The following is a 23,661-nucleotide window of genomic DNA, read 5'->3' on the forward strand; positions in this document are numbered from 1 at the left end:
ACACCCACCCTCCCCCCAATAACTAAGGACAGGGTTCAGAATTCAACTAACAAATTGTGAGCGAATGCCCGTCTGCGTGGTGGTGCTGTCCGATCAACGGGCTGCTGAAGGGCTCAGTCAACAGCTCAAGGAGACCAAACTCCCTCTATCGACATGCATCACGCTGCCACCAGAAGGCGATGCCATCGATCAAGTGGAATTGCTGAGCCCCAACCTCACCCGGGTTCGAAGGCAGAAAGCCATGGCGCGCTGGTTGATGCCCTTTGGATTTTTAGCGGGAGTCACGTTCACGCAGATCACCAACCTCACCACGTTTGCAAGCTTCGGGCCATGGGGTGAGATGTTGATCGGCGGTTTGATGGGGATGGGCTCTGGCTTGATGGGCAGCTATGCAGCGGCCGCCAGCGTGAATTCCGATAACGACGATGGCGTGCGCATCCTGCGCAACCGTCGAGACGAAGGGAGCTGGCTTGTACTTCTCGAAACGCCGAATGGCATCGAACCCCCATGGCAGGTAGTGCAACGAAGCAATCCCCAACAGGTGGTGCGTCTCAACGACCTATGACCCTCTTGCAAGACGAGCTCCTCGCAGGGGCAGAAGATCCTGAGGGACTCAAGCGACTGATCCAGCTGGCTGATCAAGTGGTGCGCACCTGGCAACCGGCGTGGAGCCCGTTCCTTGGGGCTCGACTTCAAGAGGAGGCCCTCGCACGCCTGAACAACTTGAGTGAAATTGGCTGGCACCGTGATGGGGGTTATCCAGGGGCCGAACGCTGCAGACTCCTTTGCCATCGACGCGACCAAATGGGGGAGGCTGACGCGTGTGCTCCCGCTTATGGCCTTCTTATTGAGGGCAACTTTCTATTCGACCCCCTCAGTCCGCAAGACATTCGCAACGCCTTACAAGAGCTAGGAGCGGCACCGGATCAAATCGGAGATCTCTGGGTTCGAGGAGACCGAGGGGGGCAAGGGCTTTGTACTCCAGAGAGCGCAGCACAACTCCACGAACAATGCGGTCGCGTGCGTGATGTCGACATCCGGTGCGAAGCCCTAGCGATCGAAGCGCTCCACCTCCCGGCCCAACGCACCCCCCGAATCCTGCAAACCGTGGAGGCCTCCTGTCGGATTGATGCGATTGCATCCGCAGGTTTTGGTCTTTCAAGAGCCAAAATTGTCGGCCATATCAAAGCTGGACGGTTGCGCATGAACTGGCATGACGTGCGTCAGGCCAGTCGAGAGTTGGGAGTCGGTGACCGCCTCCAGCTGCAAGACCGAGGGGCCCTGGAGGTGCTCTCGCTCACTCGGACCAAACGTGAGCGCTGGCGGGTCGAACTCAGACGCAGTTAGGGCGCACTCTGGCTGCTACTCTCCATTCCGATCAACACAAGCCATTGAAGGTTTTTTGTTGGTTAATGGGGGCGATTAGCTCAGGGGTAGAGCACTACATTGACATTGTAGGAGTCACTGGTTCAAATCCAGTATCGCCCATTTCCCTTTAGGGGACTGAGGTTTCGATGGCATTCACGATCGTCGTTGGACTTGGACGATCCGGTCTTGGTGCTGCCCGCCTCTTACATCATCAAGGTCAAGCCGTTGTTGTTCTGGAGCGCGGTGAGGGCCCTGACCAAACATCCTGTGCGGCACAACTTCGAGCGGAAGGCATTGAAGTTGAGTTGGGCATTCCCCTCGAAATCAACAGTTTTGAACCCTGGCGTTCTGATCTGACCGCTGTGGTGATTGGACCGGGTATTCCATGGGATCACCCAACCCTTGAAATCCTTCGCCAGGAGGGTGTTCAAGTCCGCGGGGAGATCGAGCTGGCTTGGGATGCCCTCAATGACATCCCTTGGGTCGGTATCACGGGAACCAATGGCAAAACCACGGTCACCCACCTCCTCAGTCACGTGCTGGAGCAAGCCGGACTCCGGGCCCCCATGGGGGGGAACATGGGCGTTTCAGCGGCGGAGATGGCGCTGAAAATCAAAACGGGGGACTTGCTTAGGCCGGATTGGCTGGTGATGGAACTCAGCAGTTACCAAATCGAAGCAGGCCCGACCTTGGCGCCCAGCATCGGCATTTGGACAACGCTCACTCCGGATCACCTCGAACGCCATGGAACACTCGAGGCCTACAGAGCGATTAAACGCGGACTGCTTCAACGCTCCAGCCTGGCCATCTTCAATGGGGATGATGCCGATCTCAACGCCCATCGCTCATCCCTCAAAAGTGGGATTTGGGTTCAAACAGCGACCCCTTGCCCTGACGACCAGCCTGCAGATTTTTGGATTGATGACGCCGGAACGATTCAAGCGAGAGAAAGCGGCGCGATGTTTCCTGCCGATGCCTTGGCGATGCCAGGTGCCCACAATCGTCAAAACCAGCTGTTGGTAACAGCTGCCGCCATACAGATCGGCCTCAATGCTGAGCAAATTGCCCAAGGCTTCAGGAGCTTCCCCGGTGTGCCCCACCGCCTCGAGCGACTCGGATCCACAGCATCTGCCGACGTTTTTAATGACAGCAAGGCCACCAACTACGACGCGGCTGCGGTCGGCCTGCAAGCCATGGCAGGAACAGTTGTGGTTTTGGCGGGGGGCCAGACCAAACGCGGTGACGCCACAGGCTGGCTGACCGAACTGAAATCGAAGGCTTGTGCGGTGGTGTTGTTCGGAGCTGGGGCGGAGGAGTTGGACGCCCTGATCCGTCAGTCCGACTATCAGGGACAAGTACACCGCTGCAACGATCTGAAGGCTGCCGTAGCGATTGCCGTTCAGGCAACATCCGAGCTGCAAGCCACCAGCCTGCTGCTTTCACCAGCCTGCGCGAGTTTCGATCAGTACCAAGACTTCGAAGCCCGAGGCGATCATTTCCGCGACTTGATGCAGGCCCACATTCGAGTGGCGTGAAACAAATCGAGCATCTTTACTGGCAGTCCACCAGAGAGAACTCAAAATAAAGTGACTTGATTGTGGTTTGTGGCCTTTTGGCTGATGAAAAGCGAACCCGATGCCTACGGCATCGATGATCTTCGCCGTGAGGGATCGACCCTCTGGGATGGCATTCGCAACTATCAGGCCCGCAATTTCATGCGCAGCATGAGCGTGGGGGACCAAGCTTTTTTTTATCACTCCAACTGCAAACCACCAGGAATTATTGGCTTGATGGAAGTCGTGGAAACGCAATTGGTCGACCCAACCCAATTTGATTCCGCCGCTAAGTATTTCGACCCCAAATCCAATCCAGATCAACCGCGATGGGACTGTGCTCGACTTCGTTTTCTTGGCAAATTTGACGAACTCCTCAGCCTTGATCAGCTGCGCGCCTCCTACAACGAAGAGCAACTGCCTGTGATCAAACGGGGGAATCGACTTTCCATTTTGCCTGTCCCGACCACGACTGCAGAAGACCTGCTGGATCGGCTTGGCCCTCTCCACTGACCTTCCCCTGATCACCCTGCTTCCACGAGCCTGGATCGGCTTTGGAAAAGCCCCATGGCGCTGCGTTGGGTTGGCAGCTCTCACCTTGATCTGTGCGATCGGTCCCGCCGTCGTAGCCCAAGACCTGCGGGCGATCTCCAGACCAGGGGTTGCCCGGCTCGGAGACATCGCTGTGCTGATCAGCCTTGGACTGCCAGTGTTTCCCCTACTGGGCTTACTGCGATTAGCCGATCAGCTCTTGCCAGCCCCCCTTGAACCAAGGCCACCCCAACGGCTTAAAACCCTCCTGAGCCAAGCCCTGGTGTTGGTGGCCATCGAGCTTTTTCTGCTGCTGGCGGGTTTAGGCCTAATTCAGTGCCTGAGTTGGGCCGTCGGACAAGTCAGCACAACCCTGGCGGGCTTGATTGTGATCCTTGGAGCTCTGATCGTTGGAGCCGGCCTCTTCACCCAGGTGCTGTCCTTACCGCTGCTGGTTCATCACCGCTGCAGAGCCCTTCAAGCCATGAACCGGAGTCGACGTCTTGTTCAACACAACAGCTTGAAGATGCTCGCCGTTTTCGGTTTGCTGCTGGGCATTAATGCGCTGGGTCTGATGGGAGCAACCCTCGGACTGTTGCTGAGCTTGCCCTTCAGCGCCCTTGTCCTGATGGCTTGCTGTCGGCCTCAAGCCCCGTGGAGAAGAGATTCACGACGAAACATATTCCCCACATAAACCCGGGTTATTTCGCGGGACTCGATCCCGTTTTGCACCAAGAACCCGGCCAGTGCCGCTTGAACGAGTCGATATTGATCCCAATTGGGATGTAACTCAATGAATTGCACCATGGCCTGCTGCAGAGCCAGAGGAAGTTCCGACTGGAAACTCACCACGCTGTCTTCACCCTCGACGGCCTGTTCCGAACCCGACTGCATCAAAAACTTTCTTACCGCACACCAGTTCTCCACAAGAATCGGACCCCGTCAAGAAAACTCAAATCGAGCGAGTCTTGCAAGACTCCTTCCAAGACTGCTGCGCCAGCAGCGTTCCAGCGCTCGCAAACGCAAGGCATAGAAGATCACTATCGAGTCCCTTGCAAACGTCAAGAAATGGAGTTCAAAGCTTCCGATTTCCACAGAGCTTTGTTGCGGCGGCCGTCCATGCGCCAGGCCTGTGGAAAAACTGTGCAAAGGCGGGGGTCGGGATGGGGAGGGATCAATCAGCCGCCATTGATGAGACCAGCTAATCAATGGGCAATCGTCCCAATGTTCTGACAGCAGCGACCATGGCCACCGCCGAAGACGCAGGCCAGAACCCTTCCACCCCACGCCCCTTCCGCGGCGTCAGAACAAGCGCAAGACTCCACCCCTGGCAATCTCCTGCCAAACACCCCCACCAAATGCCTCGATCCAGCTCCAGTTCGATGGCCTCCTCGGCCATGAGCTGATTCTTCAACGCCAAGTGCTGGGTCTCAAGGGTTGAAACGAGCGCCACTAATTCGTTCCATTCAGGCTCTGTGAGCTCGAAGGCCCAGCCCTCTCCTCCGACAAGAATGCTGAACTCTCCCCTTGAAGGGTCCCGGGCCAAACGCCATCCGGGACCTTCCTGCAAAATCACGGAAATCAGCCAGGCAACAAATCAGGCTGATCTTGCTCGTCGCTCAACTCAACGATGGCGCGCTGCACTGGCTTCACACTCGACTCCTCCAGCAATCCATCGAAGTCGTCGAAACGCCGTTGCTTCGCCCGAAATGCAATGCGCACTGTGGTGAGATAACGATTACTGGATTGCCGAATCAGGCTCTCGCCTCGCTTGGCGAGATCACTTGAATCAACCCCTGCCGAAATCACAAGCCAACTGCATTCAATAAATCATCTTAATCGTTGATCACGACGATTCACTCAGGCGAGCTGATCGCTATGAAAAGGCACATGCATTGGATAAGACCGCTGCCGTGAACCAGAGCCCCGCAACACGATCTGGTGCCCCAGACCGAGGGCTCCCAGTGGCGCGCGTAGATAACCAAGAAGCGCACTCACTTCCTCAAGGTGCGCATCATCAAGACACTCAATGCGCACACTGCCCCAGCTGCGACGCATGCGACAGCCATACAGCGGTTGCAAAAGCTGCTGGATGGCGGGTTCCTCGCGATAAAAGGAGAAAATCAACCGCTGTAGGCGATCCATCAGCACCAATCCCGTTACTCTCAAGCTGACTTCAACGTGCACCCATCGCGATGGGACACAGCGTGGGAGAAGAAAAGCTTCAACATTCAGCCGGCCGTGGGGGGACCCTGGCCATTGATTTGGGAAGCACCACAACAGTGGTGGCCTTTCAATCGCCAGATACTCCAACAGCACAGCTGGTGGAGCTTTCTCCGATTAGCCGACGCCCAGGAGAAGTGCCAAGCCTGGTCTGGGATAACGGCGAGCAGCCCTTGATAGGCCATCAGGTGATCGAGGCAAAGCTCATTGACTCCAATGATTCAAGGCTTCACCGGGATTTCAAACGTCTGATCGGAACAAAGAACACCCCGGAACACAACCGCGCCTGCTGGGCAGGACAACAGCTACTGCGAGACATCTGGCAAAGGCTCCCCCACGGCCTCAACATCGAGCGGCTTGTGCTTTCGGCTCCGGTGGAGAGCTACCGCACCTACCGAAGCTGGCTCGTGGAAGCGAGTGATGCCCTTCCCGTCAAAGAAATTGCCCTAGTTGATGAGCCCACAGCCGCCGCATTGGGCGCTGGTTTACCGCCAGGCTCGCGGATGTTGGTCGTGGATCTTGGTGGCAGCACCCTCGATCTGGCGCTGGTGTCCCTGGAAGGCGGCGAAGGCAAAGCCGCTCCGATCGCCCAGCTCTTGCGGCTGGGTGGACGGAGCCTTGGGGGTAAGAGCGGCCAAAAACTACGCACAGCGAAGGTGCTCGGAAAGTCGGGGCTGCGGGTAGGTGGTCGTGATGTCGATCGTTGGATCGTGGATGCTTGCTGCCCAAATCAGCCGGTGACCTCATCGTTACTCAACGCTGCAGAGCGTCTGAAATGTCGTCTCAGCAGCAGTGACGTGACCGATCGAGACCAGTTGCTGGAGATCACAGCGGACGAGCAACAACTCAGCCTTCGCCTGTCTCGCCGGGAGCTCGATCGACTCCTCGAACAGCACGGCTTCGACACAGTTCTGGCAGAACTCATGGAAACCACCCTCGCTGGAGGACGACGAAACAACTGCCACCTCGAGGATCTTGAGGGTGTCGTGGCGGTTGGTGGCGGAGCCCAACTGCCTTGGCTGCGCCGATGGCTGGCCGAGAACACGGCCCCAGCCCCTTTACTCACCCCACCACCGGTTGAGGCAGTAGCGCTCGGGGCACTCAAGCTCACCCCTGGAGTCTCAATTCGAGATGTCTTGAAAAACGGTGTCTCGGTCCGAACCTGGGATCAACGCACCAATCGACATCACTGGCATCCCCTTTTCGTCGCTGGCCAGCCTTGGCCCAGCCAAGACCCCCTCGAACTGATTCTTGCCGCCAGTCGGACTGGACAACGCAGCATTGAACTGGTCTTAGCCGAGCCCTTAACCCAAGGCAGACACAATGTTGTATTCGTGAATGGATTGCCGACTGTGCGGGAGATCGAGACCAGTGAGAGCGACCATCAACCCTGGCCGAACGATCCCCTGGTCTTACCCCTTTCTCCACCTGGCGAAGTCGGACAAGACTGTCTCCATCTGCAATGGTCGATCGATGCCGATGCGCAGTTGCAGCTCATCGTCCGCGATCTTCGATCTGAAGAGCAACACCCCACCATGACCCTGGGCACGGTCCGATAGGACGTCCGTCCACAGATCCTTGGTGGACAGAGCAAGGCTCCATAGAACACATCTACCGAATTCACCAAAATTTCTTTGGCGGTGCAACGCCACCTGCTTCAGCTTTGGGTCCTGGCCACCCTGGGCATGGTGCTCGCTATTGCGGGGGGAGCGTTCTGGTGGGAAAAACAGTTACCGGCACAACTCCGCAATGCCATTGCAAACCAGGATTACAAGGGTTGCATTCGCGCAAGCGATCAGTTGGCCGCCTTGCAATGGCTGGGACAACGCGCGCCAGCCGAGCTGGCACTGTGTCGGCAGCGCCATGCTGAGCAGTTATGGGCGCAAGGGGCCTCGAGCCAAGCGCTCGACCTTCAATACAAACTTGTGGTGTCTGCACAGGGAGATCTCGACAACCACCGAGCCACCCTCAACCAATGGCAGCAGGTGATACGAGAGCGATCGATTCGATTATTCCGCCAAGGTCAGTTGGAGCAATCCCTGACGCTGCTTCAACCACTCGAACTCCAACAGCGAGAATCCATCCGCGATCTTCGAAACACATTTCAAGAGATCTGGAACCGCAACAGCGTCGAACACACACGCCTCGGACGCCTGGTGCAACAGGAACGATGGTGGGAAGCCCTCGACAGCTTGAATCGCCTCGATCACCCCTGGTGGCAAGCCAAAGCTGAGGAGCAGAAGAAGCGCATCGAAATCGGTCTCGATGGTTTTGACAGCGGAACAGAGCACAACCAACACGCTGTCCAGTCATCCGATGTGATTTCCGGTCAAGAGCTCGACCGGGCGGTTCAGCATCAATTAAGACAAGCCGTCGAACCTTGGGACGCCTTCCAAGCCGGATGCCAAAGCCTGGGGGGGCAAGTCAAAGAAGACGGACCGGAAAGCGTTTGCCAACGGCCAACATCAAGACCATGACAAAATGATCGCGAGATTGACTTAATGCGATGCAGACGGGTGACAAGGTGCAGGTCAACACGTCTGTTGTTGTGTTCAACCACCCCGAGCATCGCGGCGAAGCCTTCGACATGCAGGGTCAAAACGGTGAGATCGTGACCGTGCTGAATGACTGGAAAGGCCGCACGATTAGCCCCACCCTTCCCGTCATCGTTGCGTTTGGTCGATATAAAGCCCATTTCAACGCTGAGGAACTCACTTCGGCGGGATAGAGCGCTTCAAGAAGACCCCCTCTTCCCCGTCAACATCCCGCAAACGGAGCTCAATCGTTTCGCTACGCCTTGAAGGAACGGTGCGGCCACAGAAGTCCGGCTGAATCGGCAACTCCCTGTGCCCACGGTCCACCATCACAAGCAACATCACGCGCTGGGCTCGACCCCAGCCATGAAGCGCCTCCAGGGCTGCGCGCACCGTACGGCCTGTGAAAATCACATCGTCCACCAACAACACCTGCCGATCTTCCAAGTTGCAGGGGAGAGTGGTGGTTTGGGCCAAGCGTGTACCGATCCGCTCGAGATCATCTCGATGAAAGGTTGGGTCGATCGATCCTTGAGCAATGGGGTGACCACACATCCGCTCCAATTCTCTGGCCAACACACGGGATAACTCCACGCCTCGTGTGGGGATACCAAGCAACATCAAGCGACGACTGTCATCCACTTGTTCCAACACCTGCGTTGCCAATCGGACCAAGGTTCGCCCCAGCTCACGGTCAGAGAGAATTTCAACCCTGTCTTGGTCGGCCATAGAAGCGAAGAATGTGGTGTTGAGGTCAAACGACGAGTTGTGGCTGGTCGGAGAGTTAGGTTGACTTTGGAAAAGTCCTTCAGAAGCGACGGTCGCGGGTGAACGAACGTGGACAGCAGCACTTCCAACGGTTCAGCACGCACCGGATCCATTGCTCCGGTGGTTCTCACCATTCTTGATGGCTGGGGGCATCGAGACGAACAAGAAAACAATGCCATTCGACAAGGAGATACTCCTGTAATGGAGGCCCTTTGGCATGCCTATCCCCACACTTTGATCCAAGCCAGTGGATCTCATGTGGGACTCCCAGATCAACAAATGGGAAATTCCGAAGTTGGTCACCTCACCATTGGTGCTGGACGCATTATTCGTCAGGAACTGGTTCGCATCAGCGAGACGGTGCGCAATGATCAGCTCAAAAACACCCCAGAGCTGCAAAACCTTGCCAAACGGGTGAAGGCTGCTGGGAGCACACTCCACCTACTCGGATTGTGTTCCGACGGAGGGGTCCATAGCCATGTCAACCACCTCTGTGGTGTGATCCGCTGGGCAGCAGAAGCCGGTATTACCAAGGTTGCAGTTCATGTCATCACCGATGGACGTGACACCCCAACCAAGAGTGCACCGGGCTACGTCAAAGCTGTCCAGGACTGCATTCAATCCACTGGCGTCGGCACAATTGCCAGCCTATGCGGTCGTTATTGGGCGATGGACCGAGACCAACGCTGGGAACGAACAGACAAGGCTTACAGGCTCTACACCGATCCCAGCATCGACGTGGATCAGCGCCAACCCGAAGACATCCTCACCGACAGTTACGGGGACGGGATCACCGATGAATTCCTCGAACCAGTTCGTCTTCAAAACACCGTGATGCAGGACGGCGATGCCCTGCTGATGTTCAATTTCCGACCCGACCGTGCCCGTCAAATCATTCAGGCCCTAATTTTAAAGGATTTTGACGGCTTTGATCGGGAACACACTCCGGCACTGGATATTCTGACCTTCACTCAGCTCGAACAAAACCTGCCGGTTTCCGTGGCCTTCCCCCCAGAACCTCTCAACAATCTTTTGGGGCAAGTTGTTTCTGAAGCGGGATTGCTTCAATACAGAACGGCAGAAACAGAGAAATACCCGCACGTCACTTATTTCATGAATGGAGGAATCGAACAGCCCTTGCAGGGAGAAGAGCGTCATCTCGTTCCATCCCCCCGTGTCGCAACCTACGACCTGTCTCCTGCCATGTCGGCGGATGAACTCACCACAAGTTGCATCAAGGCCATTGAAACGAGGAAGTACGCCTTAATCGTGATCAACTACGCCAATCCCGACATGGTGGGACATACGGGGATGATGGACGCAGCCAAAGAGGCGATCCAAACCGTCGACACCTGCATTGGTCGTTTACTCAATGCGATCGGCCGAGAAGGAGGAAGCATGTTGATCACAGCCGATCATGGCAATGCGGAATTAATGCAAGGAACCGACGGTCAGGCCTGGACTGCCCACACCACCAACCCTGTACCGGTCATCCTGGTGGAAGGAGAGCAACGCAAAATCCCCGGCCACGGGAATGGGATTACGCTTCGTGATAACGGCGGACTAGCCGATATCGCCCCAACGCTTCTGCAGATTCTCGATCTACCGCAACCGAGTGCCATGACAGGGAACAGTTTAATTGCTCCCATGTCGAACATCGATCCCTCTCCTCTGTCTGCCCGTCTACCCCAACCCGTCTGATGATGCTCAACTCAATCCTGTCTTGGACGTGGATCGGCAGCGGTGTGCTGCTTATCGTTTTAGTGCTTCTACACAGTCCAAAAGGTGATGGCATGGGGGGACTCGCCGCCAGTGGAAGCTCAATGTTCAGCAGTGCGAGTAGTGCAGAAGCCACTCTGAACAGATTTACCTGGACCTGCCTAGCCATCTTTTTAAGCCTGGCGGTGATCCTGAGTGCTGGATGGTTGAACTAAACAAATTTGCGCCAAGAGGCTTATATTTTAGAGCTCAAATTACGCATAAATTTCAGTCCTGCGATTGAATACTCTATATTCACTGTATTGCAATCTTCAGCATATTTAACAAGATCAATCAACAATAATTCCGATTACCAAAGAAGAGAAGACCCATTCGTCTGATGGCTGGATGCAATTAAGTCGATCCACTCTCTTCGCCAAACCATGACAGACGAAATTGATATAAGTAGCTGAAAATAATGGCAACACTCTCCAGGAAGAGGCATAGCCAAAATATATTGCCCATATATAAATTACAAGAGTTCCGCTACAGAGCATGCTCTGACAACGATGATACTAAAAGTAGGCAAATGCCCACCATTTCATATACTCTTAGCAGCACTTAATCCGAGACAAATAGCTTTATAGAAATCAACCAAATTACACAAGCCACAATCAAACACCTAAGCGAGAAGCCAGAACAAAAGCTTGAGGCACGAACACCTCTAAGTTCTAATACGAATAGTCAATCCATACGATCTGGGAATAATTTAGAAACTCAATTTAAGAACTGATATAAGCAAAATAACAACTATATATAAAGCCTAGGATTGAGGACTCGCAATGCAAACCACCAATCTCTTGCCAATGCTAAAATTGATGATCCAGTCCAGAGGGAAGTGCAAAAAATAAAGCTATTCCTACACATTGGCCACGGAAAAACTGGCACCTCCGCTATCCAGTCATCACTGGCCATCGCTTCAGATGAATTATCCAAGAAAGGGATTAGCTACCCAATACAGCAGTCTCTCCGCGAACAAGCTTCTCAACTGGAAATCACTTCCGGCAATTGGCAGCCCAGCCCAGAGTCAAGCCTGACCAAGCAATTGCTGGAAATTTCGAAGACCAATCAAAGATATTCGAGCATCGTTTTAAGCTCAGAATCTCTTTTCTGGCACGTTCCGGAACTTATTCAAAACAAAAGCTTATGGGAAAATCATATCGATATGCACATCATTCTGGCAGTACGAGAGATTGAAGAGATGCTCTCTTCCGAATACCAACAACGCGTTAAGCGACATGGGGACTCCGTGCCACTGAACCAATTTCTTCGAGCCAGACATTTCATATCATCACACCACGAGAAAGCCTCCGAAATCATTGAGATGATGTCTCGTTCGAACATCTCAAATACAATTATTAATTATTCAAAGCATAAACGTGACATCTCACAATTATTTTTCAGACTCATAGGCGCAGAAAAAATCTATCCTGCAGATCGAATGAATGGAGCAATTATCAATAGAAGTCTTAGCCACAAAGAACTTGAGACTCTTGTCACTATTAATGCTCTCTATTACAACAAGTTCCCATGGATCAGCACAAGAATTTCAGATGCATTAATTAGACATCAACCCAAGCTGGGATCACAACAATGCGAAATTGACGAGCAGAATCTTGATAAAGTATATGAAAAGAACAATGGCTATCTTCAAATCATCAATGCACGTCTCGATCCAACCGAACAGCTCACATCACTCACAACATTCAGTCACAAAGTAATACAAGACAATTCACCAGAAAAAATCAACCAAATTCGCGAAGATGAGTGCATATCTATGCGTCTCATCGGAGATACACTGCTAAAGGTATTGACCAAAAAGTCACAGCAAAAGCTCTCGAACGATACTGTTGATGCAATCATAAAATTGAGCCAATCTGGAAAAGTATCGAAGACAACAGAGGTTGAGCTCTTGGCACTTGCAAAGGAGAACCGACCACAAGGACAAAAGCTAGCAAGACTACTGGAACGTGCTAAGACAGAATTATCAAATACTTAATCGTCAGTAGATTTTATTTGTCAACATTAGCCGTTTTCACTGTCATCTAAAGCAGCCCCTATATAAATTCTAAATCCAACAATTATCCGCATATAGAGAAATCAAGCATCATGCATGTATAATCATACTACAAGGGTTATAGAGAACAAGATGGAAGAAAATTTTGAGCGAGAAACGGTGATAAAAAACAAAATTCATATTCCACGAAAACTACCAAGTTCTCTGGTTCGAAAAACCCGCAGTCCATTTTGGAAAAAACTAATTAAGTCGATAGAAAAGAAAGAAGCAGAAACAACCCTCGAAATAGTTAAAACAATTGACAAGCAAAAAAAATTTTTATTTCTCCCTCATCCGTTCTTAGAGGCTATAGATACATTTGCAGCAAAAAGCATACGTCAAGGGATGTGCAACTTTATTTTTTTCTATGATTCAAGCGGCCAAAATCAATGGATTTTATGTCAATGTACTTCATTCGTTGATGCTATTTTTTCGTCAACATATTCAGGCAAACACAAATCTTCGGTCAATGACGAGTTACTGCTCGCTGCAATCAAGCGAGTCTTTAAAGCTGAAGACAAGGCCGATGCGAAACAATGCGGGATTGAGAAAGCGATATTTTCCGGCTACCTGCTAGACCAAACAAGACCTTATCACCACTTCTACGATCAACTCAAGTGGCTAATACATTTACAAACCAAAAAGCCAATAGTTAGTGACAAATCTTTTTTCGCCCCAAAATACTATAAAAGGAATCCATCTTTCTCCAAAAATTATCCTACATTTTCTATGTTTCCATTGGTTATTGGATCGAATCAATTGGGGATAAAACTTGATAAATATTCAGATCAGATGGAAAAAATAGTCTATAAAGACAGCTTAAAAGACCTGTATGGTGGAATCATTAATTATCGATGGAATCAAGCCATCCGCACACTCAAACAATTACCGGCAAAAAATAAAACTCTTACACTTTGGTTTGGCATTTCTGGGCAAAAAAGAATATGGGTTGAGCAGGAAGATTTTCTACCGGCTCTCGTCCAACAACTAAAACCATGGTTCGATTCATTTGTCTTTTTTATTGATGGCTATACACAATACGAATGCACCACTAATGATCATCCCATTAAGGGGATGAAACAAACCGGGATCAGTCAGGATCTTGAAATTGTCAATTCCATAAGGCAAAAATTATTGCCTTTTTCAAATACGCACATCGTAAATCTTGTTGGGCAAACTTATCGAAAAAAAATCCAACAATGTCAGTCCGTTGACTTTTTCATCGCAAATGCTGGAGCAGGTCAGTTAACTCCTCATCGCTTTTGCAAAAAGCCAGGCATCTTGCATTCTAATGAAAAGCATTGTGTTTTTTCGATGGGAATTAACAATACAACCGTAAAGCTAGTCAACAAATCGCTCGTCAATGATGTTGGCAACCTATTTACAAAGGGCAAAAATATAGAAGCAAAGCCAGCAGGCCTTGGATTCATCAGCTACAGCATAGACGTGCAAGTCATTATCAACATGACTGCAGACATGTTGAAGCTGAAGAAATAATCGCAAAACCTATAATAACGAAAAGACAGCCTTAGCAAATTGGTTTAAATTAACCTTCCAATAAAAAATGACATAAAAAACGGAGAAAGAAATACTTTCTCCGTTATAAAATTAGTGATTTAAGACCTTAATTTATAAAGGTCTAGAAATCTAGTAATCAAAGTCACCACCACCCATGCCACCGCCGGCAGGTGCTGCGTCTTTCTTCTCAGGAAGGTCAGCAACAATGCATTCAGTGGTGAGCACCATGCCAGCAATTGAGGCAGCATTCTGCAAACCAGAACGCGTTACCTTGGCAGGGTCAACGATTCCAGCCGCCAGCATGTCGACATAGTCGCCATTGGCAGCGTTATAGCCCTCGTTGTTTGAGCGGGACTTAACATTTTCAGCGACCACAGCACCATTGGCACCAGCATTTTCAGCGATGCGCATCAGTGGGGCTGTTAGAGCTGCCGCAACAATATTGGCACCGATCAACTCTTCGCCGGAGAGGTTGCCATTGGCCCACTCTTCGAGGGCAGGAGCCAGGTGAGCCAAGGTGGTACCACCACCTGGAACGATGCCTTCTTCCACGGCTGCCTTGGTGGCATTGATGGCATCTTCCAGACGAAGCTTTTTGTCCTTCATCTCGGTTTCAGTCGCCGCACCCACTTTTACGACCGCAACACCACCAGCCAGTTTGGCCAGACGCTCTTGCAGCTTTTCTTTGTCATAGGTGGAGTCGGTTTCGTCCATCTGCTTTTTGATCTGCTCGCAACGAGCACCAACAGCAGCCTCATTACCTTCGGCAACGATGGTGGTGGTGTCTTTGTTGATCGTGATGCGACGGGCTGTGCCCAACATCTCCAACTTGGCGTTCTCGAGTTTCAGACCAGCGTCTTCGGTGATCAGCTGACCATTCGTCAGCACAGCCATGTCTTCAAGCATGGCCTTACGGCGATCACCGAAACCGGGAGCCTTCACCGCTGCCACATTCAGCACACCGCGCAAACGGTTCACCACAAGGGTGGCGAGGGCTTCTTTTTCGATGTCTTCAGCAATGATCAGAAGAGGTTTTCCGGTGCGTGCAATTTGCTCGAGCACAGGAACGAGATCTTGAACAAGACCGATTTTCTTGTCTGTTAGAAGGATGTAAGGCTCATCGAGGACAGCTTCCATCCGCTCGGTGTCGGTGGCGAAGTAAGGGGAGATATATCCCTTATCGAAACGCATTCCCTCGGTGACTTCGAGCTCTGTCTCCATGGATTTACCTTCTTCCAGGGAAATCACCCCTTCCTTGCCAACTTTGTCCATGGCATCGGCGATCATTTTGCCGACTTCCTCGTCATTGCCTGCAGAAATCGTGCCGACCTGGGCAATGGCATTGCTGTCAGCAATGGGCTTGGCCATGTCCTTGATCTTGCCGACCAAGAAATCGGACGCCTTATCAATACCTTTTTTGAGGGTGATGGCGTTCGCACCTGCAGCGACGTTGCGGAGACCGGCCTTCACCATGGCGTGGGCCAGGACGGTAGCCGTTGTGGTGCCGTCACCAGCGGCATCGTTGGTTTTGGATGCGGCCTGACGGATCAAAGCAACGCCAGTGTTCTCGATGTGATCTTCCAGCTCGATCTCTTTCGCGATGGTGACACCATCGTTGATGATCTGAGGAGATCCAAATTTCTTCTCAAGAACCACGTTGCGCCCTTTTGGACCCAAGGTGACGGCAACAGATTCGGCAAGGATATCGATGCCTTTTTCGAGAGCACGACGGGCGTTCTCGTTATAAATAATGCGCTTAGCCATGGAAATTGTGTCCTAAAAAAATAGTGTTAATTGCAGCCAAGGGTTCAAAACCTCAGCGCGTCGTCAACCGAATTAGTTAACGATTGCGAGGATGTCCTTTTCGGAAAGCAAGACGTACTCATCGCTGCCGAGCTTGATGTCGGTACCGGCGTACTTGCTGTACAGAACTTTGTCGCCAATACCAACCTCAGGTGACTGACGGCTGCCGTCTTCATTGGACTTACCGGGGCCGACTTGAACGACCTCACCAACTTGAGGCTTTTCCTTGGCGGTATCGGGCAGAAGAATGCCACCGGCAGTTTTTTCTTCCGACTCAGAAACCTTGACGAAGACGCGGTCGCCAAGGGGTTTAACCGTGGAGACGCTGAGGGAAACAGCAGCCATGAGTTGTTGCAAAAGCAGGGACAAAGCACTGAGGGACTCGCATAAACACGAGTTGGCACTCAGGGCCGTTGACTGCCAACGTATGCAAAGACACCCCCCACGCACCACAAGACGACTGTGCGGGTGACCGAACAGAACGGACTTTTGCCTGCGGGCTGATCAGCCGCCACAGCGGTGGTATGGTTGCGCCGCTCTGAATGGGTCTCGAGCGCGCTGCGCCTGATCCCGTAACTCTCCTTACTTATGGTCGCTTCTGCTCCTGCATCCGCTGGCACCAAAGGCGTGATCCGCCAAGTGATTGGCCCGGTTCTGGACGTGGAATTCCCCGCCGGGAAATTGCCCAAGATCTACAACGCACTTCGTGTTGAAGCGAAGAACACGAGTGGCCAAGACGTGGCCCTCACCGCCGAAGTGCAACAGCTCCTTGGTGACCACCGCGTCCGCGCCGTGGCCATGAGCGGCACTGACGGGTTGGTTCGCGGCATGGAAGCCGTCGATACCGGCGCTCCGATCTCAGTTCCCGTCGGCGAAGCCACTCTGGGTCGCATCTTCAACGTCCTCGGCGAACCCGTGGATGAGCAAGGTCCTGTTAAAACCAAAACCACGGCTCCAATTCATCGTGAGGCGCCCAAGCTCACTGAGCTGGAAACCAAGCCGAAGGTGTTTGAAACCGGCATCAAGGTGATCGACCTTCTCGCTCCCTACCGCCAAGGAGGAAAAGTTGGCTTGTTCGGCGGTGCTGGTGTTGGCAAAACCGTTCTGATTCAAGAATTGATCAACAACATCGCCAAAGAACATGGCGGTGTGTCTGTGTTCGGTGGTGTCGGCGAACGTACAAGGGAAGGCAACGACCTCTATGAGGAATTCAAGGAATCTGGCGTGATCAACGCCGATGACCTCTCTAAGTCGAAGGTGGCGCTCTGCTACGGCCAGATGAACGAGCCCCCCGGTGCGCGCATGCGTGTCGGCCTCTCAGCCCTCACCATGGCTGAGCACTTCCGCGACGTGAACAAGCAAGACGTGTTGCTGTTCGTTGACAACATTTTCCGCTTCGTTCAGGCCGGTTCTGAGGTATCTGCTCTTCTGGGCCGAATGCCATCCGCTGTGGGATACCAACCCACCCTTGGTACCGACGTGGGAACCCTTCAAGAACGCGTTGCGTCCACCGTGGAAGGCTCGATCACGTCGATCCAGGCTGTGTACGTGCCTGCCGACGATCTCACCGACCCAGCACCAGCTACCACCTTTGCTCACCTGGACGCCACAACGGTTCTGAACCGTGCTTTGGCTTCCAAAGGGATCTACCCAGCTGTGGACCCTCTGGACTCCTCCAGCACGATGCTCCAGCCCGCCGTGGTTGGAGACGAGCACTACAGAACGGCCCGCGCCGTCCAGTCCACCCTGCAGCGTTACAAGGAACTTCAAGACATCATTGCCATCCTTGGCCTTGATGAACTCTCCGAAGACGACCGTCAAACCGTTGACCGGGCTCGCAAAGTGGAGAAATTCCTGTCCCAGCCCTTCTTCGTTGCTGAGATCTTCACCGGCATGCCTGGCAAATACGTGAAATTGGAAGAAACCATCACTGGCTTCAACCAAATTCTCGCTGGCGACCTCGACGATCTTCCTGAGCAGGCCTTCTACCTCGTAGGAAGTATCGAAGAAGTGAAGGCCAAGGCCCAGAAAATGGCTGCTGAATCCAAGTAATTCACGATCGGGGGATGTGACTCACATCCCTTCTTACTTGCCCGTTTTCCTTTCTTCTTCCCTTCGAACCCAGGTTCATGTCCCTCACCCTCCGCGTGCTGGCACCAGACCAGAACGTGTTTGATGGCAGCGCCGATGAGGTGATTCTGCCCAGTACCACAGGTCAGCTCGGCATTCTGACTGGCCATATCTCAATGCTTACGGCCATTGACGTTGGTGTTTTGCGTGTTCGTGCGAACGGCTCGTGGAATTCCATCGCCTTGATGGGTGGATTTGCGGAAGTCGATTCCGACGAAGTCACCGTTTTGGTGAACAAAGCAGAGCTTGGCAGCAGCATCGATGCCAACGCCGCGGAAGCAGACTTTCAAAAGGCAACGTCCGCTGTTGCTGGCATGGAAGGTCAACCTGCATCAGCTGAAAAGGTGAAGGCCCAACAGCAGCTCAATGAGGCGCGTGCTCGCATGCAAGCCAGCAAGTCGGCTGACTGACCGACCATGGCTGCCTGCCTGAAGGGCAGAGCGATTGCTCTTTATAACTTCGCCGGAAGCTGAGCTTCCGGCTTTTTTTGCGCTTTGTTGGGTTCGCAAAGAACGCAGTCGATTCAGTATTTCCATAAAAAACGACCTGCAAAGGCAGGCCGTTTTTTTTACGCACAAACCGATCAACGGGCGATCAAGCGGTACCGCAGAACGTCACGTCAGGGAACTTCAGTTTGGCTTCATCAAGGCTCTTGCCTTTGCCTTCTTCCTGCCAATAATTGATCACTTCCGTGGCCTGGTTGAGAACTTCAACACGCTCGTTGTCGGTGATCCAGCTCTTTCCCTCAAGTTCTGTTTTGAGAGTTTCCCAGGCATCCTCACGGGGCCAGAAGAAGTAGGACGTGAGGGGGCTTGGGCCACCACCCACAATCTGATCCACGGCGAGGGCAACGTTGTCTGGGAGCCAGAGGATCTTCAGCAGAAAACGACCTTCATCAGCCTTTGGCGTGTAGCCAGAAGGAACGCCATCGGCGTCGATCGTTGCGGATGCCAGCGCTGCTGCTGCACCAGTCAAAACAGGTCGTCCCTCGGCTTTGATTGGGGCTGGGGTTGCTGGCGCTGGGTCTGCTGAAGTTTCAGCAGTCTTTTCAGTGGGATCAGCTGCCTGGGTGGCGTCTTCAACCGCAGCGGCGGCCGGAGTCGCGACCTCCTGGTCGGTGGTGGCAGCGCCTTCGGTAGCCGTCATGGGGTCAGCGCTCAAGTCAGAAATACAAGAAGAACTAGCCTACCAGCCGCTTTATTCAGCTTTAACTCTGGGATCACCTTCCATTCTTCTGTTCGACATCGACGGAGTCATCCGTGATGTGGCCGGCAGCTATCGCATGGCGCTCCAGGAGACGGTGGCGCACTACAGCGGATGGCGGCCATCCGCTGAGGAGATCGACGCGCTGAAAGGGGAAGGCCTCTGGAACAACGACTGGGACGCCAGCCTCGAATTCCTGCGGCGCCGAGGGGGAGAACCACCAGATCGGAACCATCTGATCTCGGTTTTTAGTGATTTTTACTTTGGTGGTAATCCCAACGGTGATCCCAGCCAATGGAAGGGCTTCATCGGGAATGAGCCCTTGCTCGTGGATCCAGATTTTTTCGCCAATCTCAGTCGTCAAGGTTGGCGCTGGGGCTTTGTCAGTGGAGCGGAACCGCCCTCCGCGCGCTTCGTGCTCCAAGAGCGATTGGGATTAATCGACCCACCGTTGATTGCGATGGGCGACGCGCCAGACAAACCCGATCCAACGGGGTTGATCCGCCTAGCCGAGCAACTCGCTGCCGGTGAACATCCACAACGCATCGCTTACATCGGCGACACGGTGGCTGACGTGACCACAGTGGTCAATGCCAGAAGGATCCGACCAGAGCTGCCCTGGCAAAGCCTGGCCGTTAGCCCTCCCCACGTGAAGAACGTGGTTGCCTATCAGCAATCGCTGCGCAGAGCAGGCGCCGATCGGGTGCTCAATCACACCCTGGATCTCCTCGGTCTCCTCTAGCTCTCCATCGCGGCGAGACTCTTTTGGGCGATGTGGGTCAACACCTCATGGCCCTGATCGGTGACGGCAACGTCATCTTCAATCCGAATGCCAATCCCTTTCCACCGATCGTCAATCTCGGGCTGACCCTCGGGAACTGCCAAGCGATCGCTGATGTAAAGCCCTGGCTCCACGGTGAGCACGAAGCCCGTTTCTAATTCAGCGGGCCGTTCACCCAACCGATAGGCCCCCACATCATGGACATCCAACCCCAACCAATGACCGGTGCGATGCATGTAGAGATGGCGGTAATCCCCTCGTTCAATCAATCCATCGGGATCTCCAACGAGAAGGCCCAAATCAACGAGACCCTCAACCAACGTGCGTAACGCTGTGTTGTGCACGTTTTCTGCCGTTCCGCCCGGTCGAACCATCTCGATGGCCGATTCCTGGGCCGCTAAGACCAGGCTGTAGAGCTCACGCTGCTCGGCGCTGAAGCGACCATTAACGGGAAATGTGCGGGTGATATCGCCGTTGTAATAGTCCTCCACGGAACATCCGGCATCGATCAGGAGCAAATCTCCGTCCTGCAGGGGGGCCGTGTTGGCGGTGTAATGAAGAACGCAGGCGTTATCGCCGCCGGCGACGATGGATCCATAGGCAGGGCCCCGGGCCCCACTGGCCCGAAAATGGGACTCAATCGCCGCCTGCACTTCCGACTCCCTCATCCCAGGGCGGGTCATCTCCCGTGCCAGTTCATGGGCTTCTGCGGAAATTCGACAGGCATCGCGCAACCGCGCCAGCTCGTGCGGGTCTTTGCGAAGACGCAGACGATGAAGGATCGGCGTCGGCGCCACCAAACCAAACGCCGCTTCTCCAGAGCGTGCATACATGTCGAGCTGACGCCCCCAAGCGGCAAGCACGAGTGGCTCAACGGCTGGGTGACGACCAATCCGGAATGCAATGGCTTCCGCTCCATTCAAATAACCAGACAATTTCTCCTGGAGTTGATCAAGGGGATGGGCGAGGTCAGCCCCATAGCGCTCCAAGGCCCCCTCCGTCCCCCAACGGAATCCTGTCCAAACCTCCGCCGCTGGATCCTTCGGTTGGACAAACAAAACGAAGCGCTCACCCTCCGGTCGGTGGGGCAGCAAGAGAGCAACCGCATCGGGCTCGTCGAAGCCCGTGAGATAGAAAAAATCACTGTCTTGGCGAAACGGCCACTCACAATCGGCGTGATGGGTCGTCAGAGCTGCGGCTGGAATCACCGCCGCTGCAGCCCCTAGTTGCTCCATGAAGCGCTCACGCCTGAGCGCATGGATACCAGGATCAAACGCGGTCAAACCGGCGGGAGCGAGTGTTGTTCAGGATGGCAGTTCACGAAGCCTGATTGAGCGCGACGGATACGATGGACCGAGTGTTGGTCAGCAATGAGCTCCGATCTTCTCGTGCTGATCGTGCTTGTGTTGATAGTGCTGCTCGGTTCTGCCCTGTGCTCTGGTGTAGAAGCGGCACTGTTAACGGTGAATCCGATTCGAGTCCAGGAGCTCGCCGCCCGCGAGCGTCCTGTGGCTGGAGCGCGGCGGTTGGCCAAGTTGCGGAAACATCTCGGCAGAACGCTGTCTGCACTGGTGATTACCAACAATGGCTTCAATATTTTTGGCAGCTTGATGCTCGGTGGTTATGCCGCCTGGGTTTTTGAGCAGCGCGGTGTGAACAGTGCGGCACTGCCGCTGTTTTCGATTGGCCTCACGATTCTCGTCATTCTGCTTGGGGAGATTCTTCCCAAGGCTTTGGGTAGCCGCTTGGCCCTCCCTGTGGCCCTCGCTAGTGCGCCATTACTGCATTGGCTGGGAATTTTGTTACGCCCGCTTGTGGTGCTCCTGGAGCGGATCTTGCCGGCTCTCACAGCGGAAGCCGAAATCAGCACCAACGAAGACGAAATCAGGCTCCTTGCTCGCCTTGGCTCCCAAAAGGGAGAAATCGAAGCGGATGAGGCCGCGATGATCGGCAAGGTGTTTCAACTCAACGACCTCACCGCAAGAGATTTGATGACGCCCCGGGTGGCTGCTCCAACACTGGATGGCAGCTTGAGCATTGAGTCACAACGGACTCGACTGATGGAAAACAATTCCCCATGGTGGGTGGTCTTAGGCGACCAAGTGGACAAGGTTTTAGGCGTTGCAAGCCGAGAACATCTCCTCACCGCTTTACTGGAAAACCGCGGCCTACTAACACCGGTCGACCTTTGCGAGCAGGTGGATTACGTACCTGAAATGATCCGAGCCGATCGACTACTCACAGGCTTCAGAAAAGACAGCGGCGGAGTACGGGTCGTTGTCGATGAGTTCGGCGGATTTGTTGGAGTGATTGGAGCCGAAGCCGTGTTGGCGGTATTAGCAGGATGGTGGCGCAAACCCGCCTAAGCGATGGTCTCAGACCTCAACAAGCCAACTCAATCCACATCAACAATCATATTCGACTTCAGACAGACGTTGTCGACGATGAACGTCGTTGTCTTTCATCTGTGATTCGTCATAGTTGAGGCCCTTGATCGGGCAAGCAACAGCACGAAAGGGTTGGTGCTTGCCTTCTTGGACAATGGTCCCAATACTTTTGGAACCGAGTAAATCAAGAATCACTGATTAAAAAAAAATTTACGCGTGAACCAAAGCTTTGCCTTGGACTTCTAGGTCTGCATTGACCCACATCACCCCTTTCGCAGTGATGAGCGACAACATCACGCGGTCATCACGAAGTAAGCGATAGGTGGACAACTCCTGCCCGATCAAATCTTTGGCGTGGTTAGTCGCACTGTGAAGATCTGAGTGATTGGAATCATGCTCCCAACCATTTGAAGTGAGTTTTTCTAGTCGGACGGTCATGGTGTTTTTTAAATTGTCCGTACACGCCAGGATTGGCACAAAAAACAACGGCTGCAAGAAAAAAATGGAAACAAATACCGAAATAACGGAATCGCTTTGGGATCGCAGATCAACAACCCGAGAAAATTGAGCCCGAAGCCGAGTGAACACTCGTATCGGTTGCAACATGCTCTGCCATCCAAAGGCTTGAGAACAGGTCAGCTAGATGAATGGTGATCCTTCTGCTCATCGACAATTACATCAACATCAACAACCGCCGAGTCGGCACTGATGTCGTGTTGAACGACCGTTGCGTCAGCAAAAATCTTTTTAATTTGACGGATCGTAAAAAGAAGTATGAGCGAGAGAAGAAGAATGCGAATCACGGATTCTCCCCTGGCTGACTGGCCTAATCAAGTTTCAGCGTAGCTGGACCAAGACGCCGAACAACAGGCTCTCAACAAGCAGCCTCTACTGGAGAACGCACCTTGAACAACCCTGAGACATGTCGTCAGAGCAACATCCAGACATGAATGACCTCACGTTGGTCGCTTGCGTGGCCTTTTAACCTGGTGGGATGGATCAGGGTCGATTCCAGATCACAGCAAGCCAGGCTGTTTCGGCTCACTCT

At 53.3% G+C, this 23,661-nt stretch carries 27 protein-coding genes and 1 tRNA gene; 18 read left to right on the forward strand and 10 right to left on the reverse strand.

The features are described 5' to 3' along the window. Positions 1-64: 64 nt before the first annotated feature. The 6 genes from BL107_RS11110 (at position 65) to BL107_RS11135 (ending at position 4,146) form a co-directional block, all read left to right on the forward strand. Positions 65-565, forward strand: coding sequence for a hypothetical protein (locus tag BL107_RS11110; protein WP_009790457.1), 501 nt, complete (start codon positions 65-67; stop codon positions 563-565). Further along, the gene (locus BL107_RS11115) at positions 562-1,347 is read left to right on the forward strand and encodes a photosystem II S4 domain protein (protein WP_009790458.1); all 786 of its coding nucleotides are present in this window, start codon (positions 562-564) and stop codon (positions 1,345-1,347) included. The genes BL107_RS11110 and BL107_RS11115 overlap by 4 nt, the downstream gene beginning before the upstream one ends. Before the next feature lie 69 nt (positions 1,348-1,416). Then, a tRNA-Val gene (locus BL107_RS11120) sits at positions 1,417-1,488 on the forward strand. 26 nt (positions 1,489-1,514) lie between these two features. Then, a complete protein-coding gene (murD, locus tag BL107_RS11125; protein ID WP_009790459.1) occupies positions 1,515-2,903 on the forward strand; it encodes a UDP-N-acetylmuramoyl-L-alanine--D-glutamate ligase in 1,389 nt (462 codons plus the stop codon). Positions 2,904-2,987: 84 nt separating this feature from the next. Next, on the forward strand, positions 2,988-3,434 hold the full coding sequence (locus BL107_RS11130) for an EVE domain-containing protein (RefSeq protein WP_037989034.1): 447 nt from the start codon (positions 2,988-2,990) through the stop codon (positions 3,432-3,434). Continuing rightward, positions 3,418-4,146: a hypothetical protein gene (locus BL107_RS11135; protein WP_009790461.1), complete on the forward strand. Its 729-nt coding sequence runs from the start codon at positions 3,418-3,420 to the stop codon at positions 4,144-4,146. Before BL107_RS11130 ends, BL107_RS11135 begins: the two co-directional genes overlap by 17 nt. Here the strand turns inward: BL107_RS11135 and BL107_RS12405 are convergent. The 4 genes from BL107_RS12405 to BL107_RS11150 form a co-directional block, all read right to left on the reverse strand. Then, positions 4,098-4,346, reverse strand: coding sequence for a DUF2811 domain-containing protein (locus BL107_RS12405; protein ID WP_009790462.1), 249 nt, complete (start codon positions 4,344-4,346; stop codon positions 4,098-4,100). The genes BL107_RS11135 and BL107_RS12405 overlap by 49 nt on opposite strands. 307 nt (positions 4,347-4,653) lie before the next feature. Continuing rightward, positions 4,654-5,028, reverse strand: a complete 375-nt coding sequence (locus BL107_RS11140; RefSeq protein WP_009790463.1) for a DUF1818 family protein — start codon at positions 5,026-5,028, stop codon at positions 4,654-4,656. 5 nt (positions 5,029-5,033) lie between these two features. Further along, positions 5,034-5,261 (reverse strand): DNA-directed RNA polymerase subunit omega, encoded by a 228-nt coding sequence (locus tag BL107_RS11145; protein ID WP_009790464.1) that lies wholly within the window; start codon positions 5,259-5,261, stop codon positions 5,034-5,036. 51 nt (positions 5,262-5,312) lie between these two features. Further along, positions 5,313-5,597: a hypothetical protein gene (locus BL107_RS11150; protein WP_037989036.1), complete on the reverse strand. Its 285-nt coding sequence runs from the start codon at positions 5,595-5,597 to the stop codon at positions 5,313-5,315. 50 nt (positions 5,598-5,647) lie between these two features. Between BL107_RS11150 and BL107_RS11155 the strand changes: the two genes are divergently transcribed. The 3 genes from BL107_RS11155 (at position 5,648) to BL107_RS11165 (ending at position 8,403) form a co-directional block, all read left to right on the forward strand. Further along, positions 5,648-7,234 carry an Hsp70 family protein gene (locus BL107_RS11155; RefSeq protein WP_009790466.1) on the forward strand — a complete coding sequence of 529 codons (1,587 nt, stop codon included), beginning with the start codon at positions 5,648-5,650 and terminating at the stop codon, positions 7,232-7,234. Positions 7,235-7,315: 81 nt separating this feature from the next. Next, a complete protein-coding gene (locus BL107_RS11160; protein ID WP_009790467.1) occupies positions 7,316-8,152 on the forward strand; it encodes a hypothetical protein in 837 nt (278 codons plus the stop codon). Between the two features lie 29 nt (positions 8,153-8,181). Next, positions 8,182-8,403 carry a ferredoxin-thioredoxin reductase variable chain gene (locus BL107_RS11165; RefSeq protein ID WP_009790468.1) on the forward strand — a complete coding sequence of 74 codons (222 nt, stop codon included), beginning with the start codon at positions 8,182-8,184 and terminating at the stop codon, positions 8,401-8,403. Here BL107_RS11165 and pyrR read toward each other — a convergent pair. After that, complete coding sequence (gene pyrR / locus BL107_RS11170; RefSeq protein WP_009790469.1) at positions 8,387-8,938, reverse strand: bifunctional pyr operon transcriptional regulator/uracil phosphoribosyltransferase PyrR; 552 nt, start codon at positions 8,936-8,938, stop codon at positions 8,387-8,389. The genes BL107_RS11165 and pyrR overlap by 17 nt on opposite strands. 108 nt (positions 8,939-9,046) lie before the next feature. Here pyrR and gpmI point away from each other — a divergent pair, with 108 nt between their 5' ends. From gpmI to BL107_RS11190, 4 genes are all read left to right on the forward strand, one after another. Further along, the gene (gene gpmI / locus BL107_RS11175) at positions 9,047-10,678 is read left to right on the forward strand and encodes a 2,3-bisphosphoglycerate-independent phosphoglycerate mutase (protein ID WP_009790470.1); all 1,632 of its coding nucleotides are present in this window, start codon (positions 9,047-9,049) and stop codon (positions 10,676-10,678) included. Between the two features lie 2 nt (positions 10,679-10,680). Continuing rightward, positions 10,681-10,911: a preprotein translocase subunit SecG gene (secG, locus tag BL107_RS11180; protein WP_037989040.1), complete on the forward strand. Its 231-nt coding sequence runs from the start codon at positions 10,681-10,683 to the stop codon at positions 10,909-10,911. Positions 10,912-11,504: 593 nt separating this feature from the next. Beyond that, entirely contained in the window at positions 11,505-12,734 is a 1,230-nt protein-coding gene (locus BL107_RS11185) for a hypothetical protein (RefSeq protein ID WP_009790472.1), read from the forward strand. Between the two features lie 114 nt (positions 12,735-12,848). Next, positions 12,849-14,288: a hypothetical protein gene (locus BL107_RS11190; protein WP_009790473.1), complete on the forward strand. Its 1,440-nt coding sequence runs from the start codon at positions 12,849-12,851 to the stop codon at positions 14,286-14,288. Positions 14,289-14,438: 150 nt separating this feature from the next. On the opposite strand, the gene groL is transcribed toward BL107_RS11190, so the two are convergent. Then, the gene (gene groL, locus BL107_RS11195; RefSeq protein WP_009790474.1) at positions 14,439-16,073 is read right to left on the reverse strand and encodes a chaperonin GroEL; all 1,635 of its coding nucleotides are present in this window, start codon (positions 16,071-16,073) and stop codon (positions 14,439-14,441) included. A gap of 72 nt (positions 16,074-16,145) precedes the next feature. Then, positions 16,146-16,457: a co-chaperone GroES gene (gene groES / locus BL107_RS11200; protein WP_009790475.1), complete on the reverse strand. Its 312-nt coding sequence runs from the start codon at positions 16,455-16,457 to the stop codon at positions 16,146-16,148. Positions 16,458-16,700: 243 nt separating this feature from the next. Between groES and atpD the strand changes: the two genes are divergently transcribed. Together atpD and atpC are read left to right on the forward strand one after the other, a co-directional pair. Beyond that, a complete protein-coding gene (gene atpD / locus BL107_RS11205; protein ID WP_009790477.1) occupies positions 16,701-18,164 on the forward strand; it encodes a F0F1 ATP synthase subunit beta in 1,464 nt (487 codons plus the stop codon). Between the two features lie 77 nt (positions 18,165-18,241). Then, positions 18,242-18,652 carry an ATP synthase F1 subunit epsilon gene (gene atpC, locus BL107_RS11210; RefSeq protein ID WP_009790478.1) on the forward strand — a complete coding sequence of 137 codons (411 nt, stop codon included), beginning with the start codon at positions 18,242-18,244 and terminating at the stop codon, positions 18,650-18,652. A gap of 184 nt (positions 18,653-18,836) precedes the next feature. Here the strand turns inward: atpC and BL107_RS11215 are convergent, their stop codons facing one another. Continuing rightward, positions 18,837-19,388: a 30S ribosomal protein PSRP-3 gene (locus tag BL107_RS11215; protein ID WP_009790479.1), complete on the reverse strand. Its 552-nt coding sequence runs from the start codon at positions 19,386-19,388 to the stop codon at positions 18,837-18,839. Here BL107_RS11215 and BL107_RS11220 point away from each other — a divergent pair. After that, a complete protein-coding gene (locus BL107_RS11220; RefSeq protein WP_009790480.1) occupies positions 19,387-20,187 on the forward strand; it encodes a TIGR01548 family HAD-type hydrolase in 801 nt (266 codons plus the stop codon). The two genes, BL107_RS11215 and BL107_RS11220, sit on opposite strands and share 2 nt — an antisense overlap. Here the strand turns inward: BL107_RS11220 and BL107_RS11225 are convergent. Further along, on the reverse strand, positions 20,184-21,509 hold the full coding sequence (locus BL107_RS11225) for an aminopeptidase P N-terminal domain-containing protein (RefSeq protein ID WP_009790481.1): 1,326 nt from the start codon (positions 21,507-21,509) through the stop codon (positions 20,184-20,186). The two genes, BL107_RS11220 and BL107_RS11225, sit on opposite strands and share 4 nt — an antisense overlap. Before the next feature lie 87 nt (positions 21,510-21,596). Between BL107_RS11225 and BL107_RS11230 the strand changes: the two genes are divergently transcribed. Beyond that, the gene (locus BL107_RS11230) at positions 21,597-22,592 is read left to right on the forward strand and encodes a CNNM domain-containing protein (RefSeq protein WP_009790482.1); all 996 of its coding nucleotides are present in this window, start codon (positions 21,597-21,599) and stop codon (positions 22,590-22,592) included. 231 nt (positions 22,593-22,823) lie between these two features. Here the strand turns inward: BL107_RS11230 and BL107_RS12765 are convergent, their stop codons facing one another. Then, positions 22,824-23,051, reverse strand: a complete 228-nt coding sequence (locus BL107_RS12765) for a hypothetical protein (protein ID WP_156779461.1) — start codon at positions 23,049-23,051, stop codon at positions 22,824-22,826. A 209-nt stretch (positions 23,052-23,260) separates the two neighbouring features. Between BL107_RS12765 and BL107_RS12770 the strand changes: the two genes are divergently transcribed. Continuing rightward, positions 23,261-23,434, forward strand: coding sequence for a hypothetical protein (locus tag BL107_RS12770; protein ID WP_009790485.1), 174 nt, complete (start codon positions 23,261-23,263; stop codon positions 23,432-23,434). Positions 23,435-23,661: the final 227 nt, after the last annotated feature.

This window comes from Synechococcus sp. BL107, from assembly GCF_000153805.1.
Lineage (GTDB): Bacteria > Cyanobacteriota > Cyanobacteriia > PCC-6307 > Cyanobiaceae > Parasynechococcus.

Coding starts and splice junctions, on each gene's coding strand:
- BL107_RS11110 (WP_009790457.1), top strand. CDS start 65: ATGCCCGTCTGCGTGGTGGTGCTGTCCGATCAACGGGCTGCTGAAGGG.
- BL107_RS11115 (WP_009790458.1), top strand. CDS start 562: ATGACCCTCTTGCAAGACGAGCTCCTCGCAGGGGCAGAAGATCCTGAG.
- murD (WP_009790459.1), top strand. CDS start 1,515: ATGGCATTCACGATCGTCGTTGGACTTGGACGATCCGGTCTTGGTGCT.
- BL107_RS11130 (WP_037989034.1), top strand. CDS start 2,988: ATGAAAAGCGAACCCGATGCCTACGGCATCGATGATCTTCGCCGTGAG.
- BL107_RS12405 (WP_009790462.1), bottom strand. CDS start 4,346: ATGCAGTCGGGTTCGGAACAGGCCGTCGAGGGTGAAGACAGCGTGGTG.
- BL107_RS11150 (WP_037989036.1), bottom strand. CDS start 5,597: ATGGATCGCCTACAGCGGTTGATTTTCTCCTTTTATCGCGAGGAACCC.
- BL107_RS11155 (WP_009790466.1), top strand. CDS start 5,648: ATGGGACACAGCGTGGGAGAAGAAAAGCTTCAACATTCAGCCGGCCGT.
- BL107_RS11165 (WP_009790468.1), top strand. CDS start 8,182: ATGCAGACGGGTGACAAGGTGCAGGTCAACACGTCTGTTGTTGTGTTC.
- pyrR (WP_009790469.1), bottom strand. CDS start 8,938: ATGGCCGACCAAGACAGGGTTGAAATTCTCTCTGACCGTGAGCTGGGG.
- secG (WP_037989040.1), top strand. CDS start 10,681: ATGCTCAACTCAATCCTGTCTTGGACGTGGATCGGCAGCGGTGTGCTG.
- BL107_RS11190 (WP_009790473.1), top strand. CDS start 12,849: ATGTATAATCATACTACAAGGGTTATAGAGAACAAGATGGAAGAAAAT.
- groL (WP_009790474.1), bottom strand. CDS start 16,073: ATGGCTAAGCGCATTATTTATAACGAGAACGCCCGTCGTGCTCTCGAA.
- groES (WP_009790475.1), bottom strand. CDS start 16,457: ATGGCTGCTGTTTCCCTCAGCGTCTCCACGGTTAAACCCCTTGGCGAC.
- atpD (WP_009790477.1), top strand. CDS start 16,701: ATGGTCGCTTCTGCTCCTGCATCCGCTGGCACCAAAGGCGTGATCCGC.
- atpC (WP_009790478.1), top strand. CDS start 18,242: ATGTCCCTCACCCTCCGCGTGCTGGCACCAGACCAGAACGTGTTTGAT.
- BL107_RS11220 (WP_009790480.1), top strand. CDS start 19,387: ATGGGGTCAGCGCTCAAGTCAGAAATACAAGAAGAACTAGCCTACCAG.
- BL107_RS11215 (WP_009790479.1), bottom strand. CDS start 19,388: ATGACGGCTACCGAAGGCGCTGCCACCACCGACCAGGAGGTCGCGACT.
- BL107_RS11230 (WP_009790482.1), top strand. CDS start 21,597: ATGAGCTCCGATCTTCTCGTGCTGATCGTGCTTGTGTTGATAGTGCTG.
- BL107_RS12765 (WP_156779461.1), bottom strand. CDS start 23,051: ATGACCGTCCGACTAGAAAAACTCACTTCAAATGGTTGGGAGCATGAT.
- BL107_RS12770 (WP_009790485.1), top strand. CDS start 23,261: ATGGTGATCCTTCTGCTCATCGACAATTACATCAACATCAACAACCGC.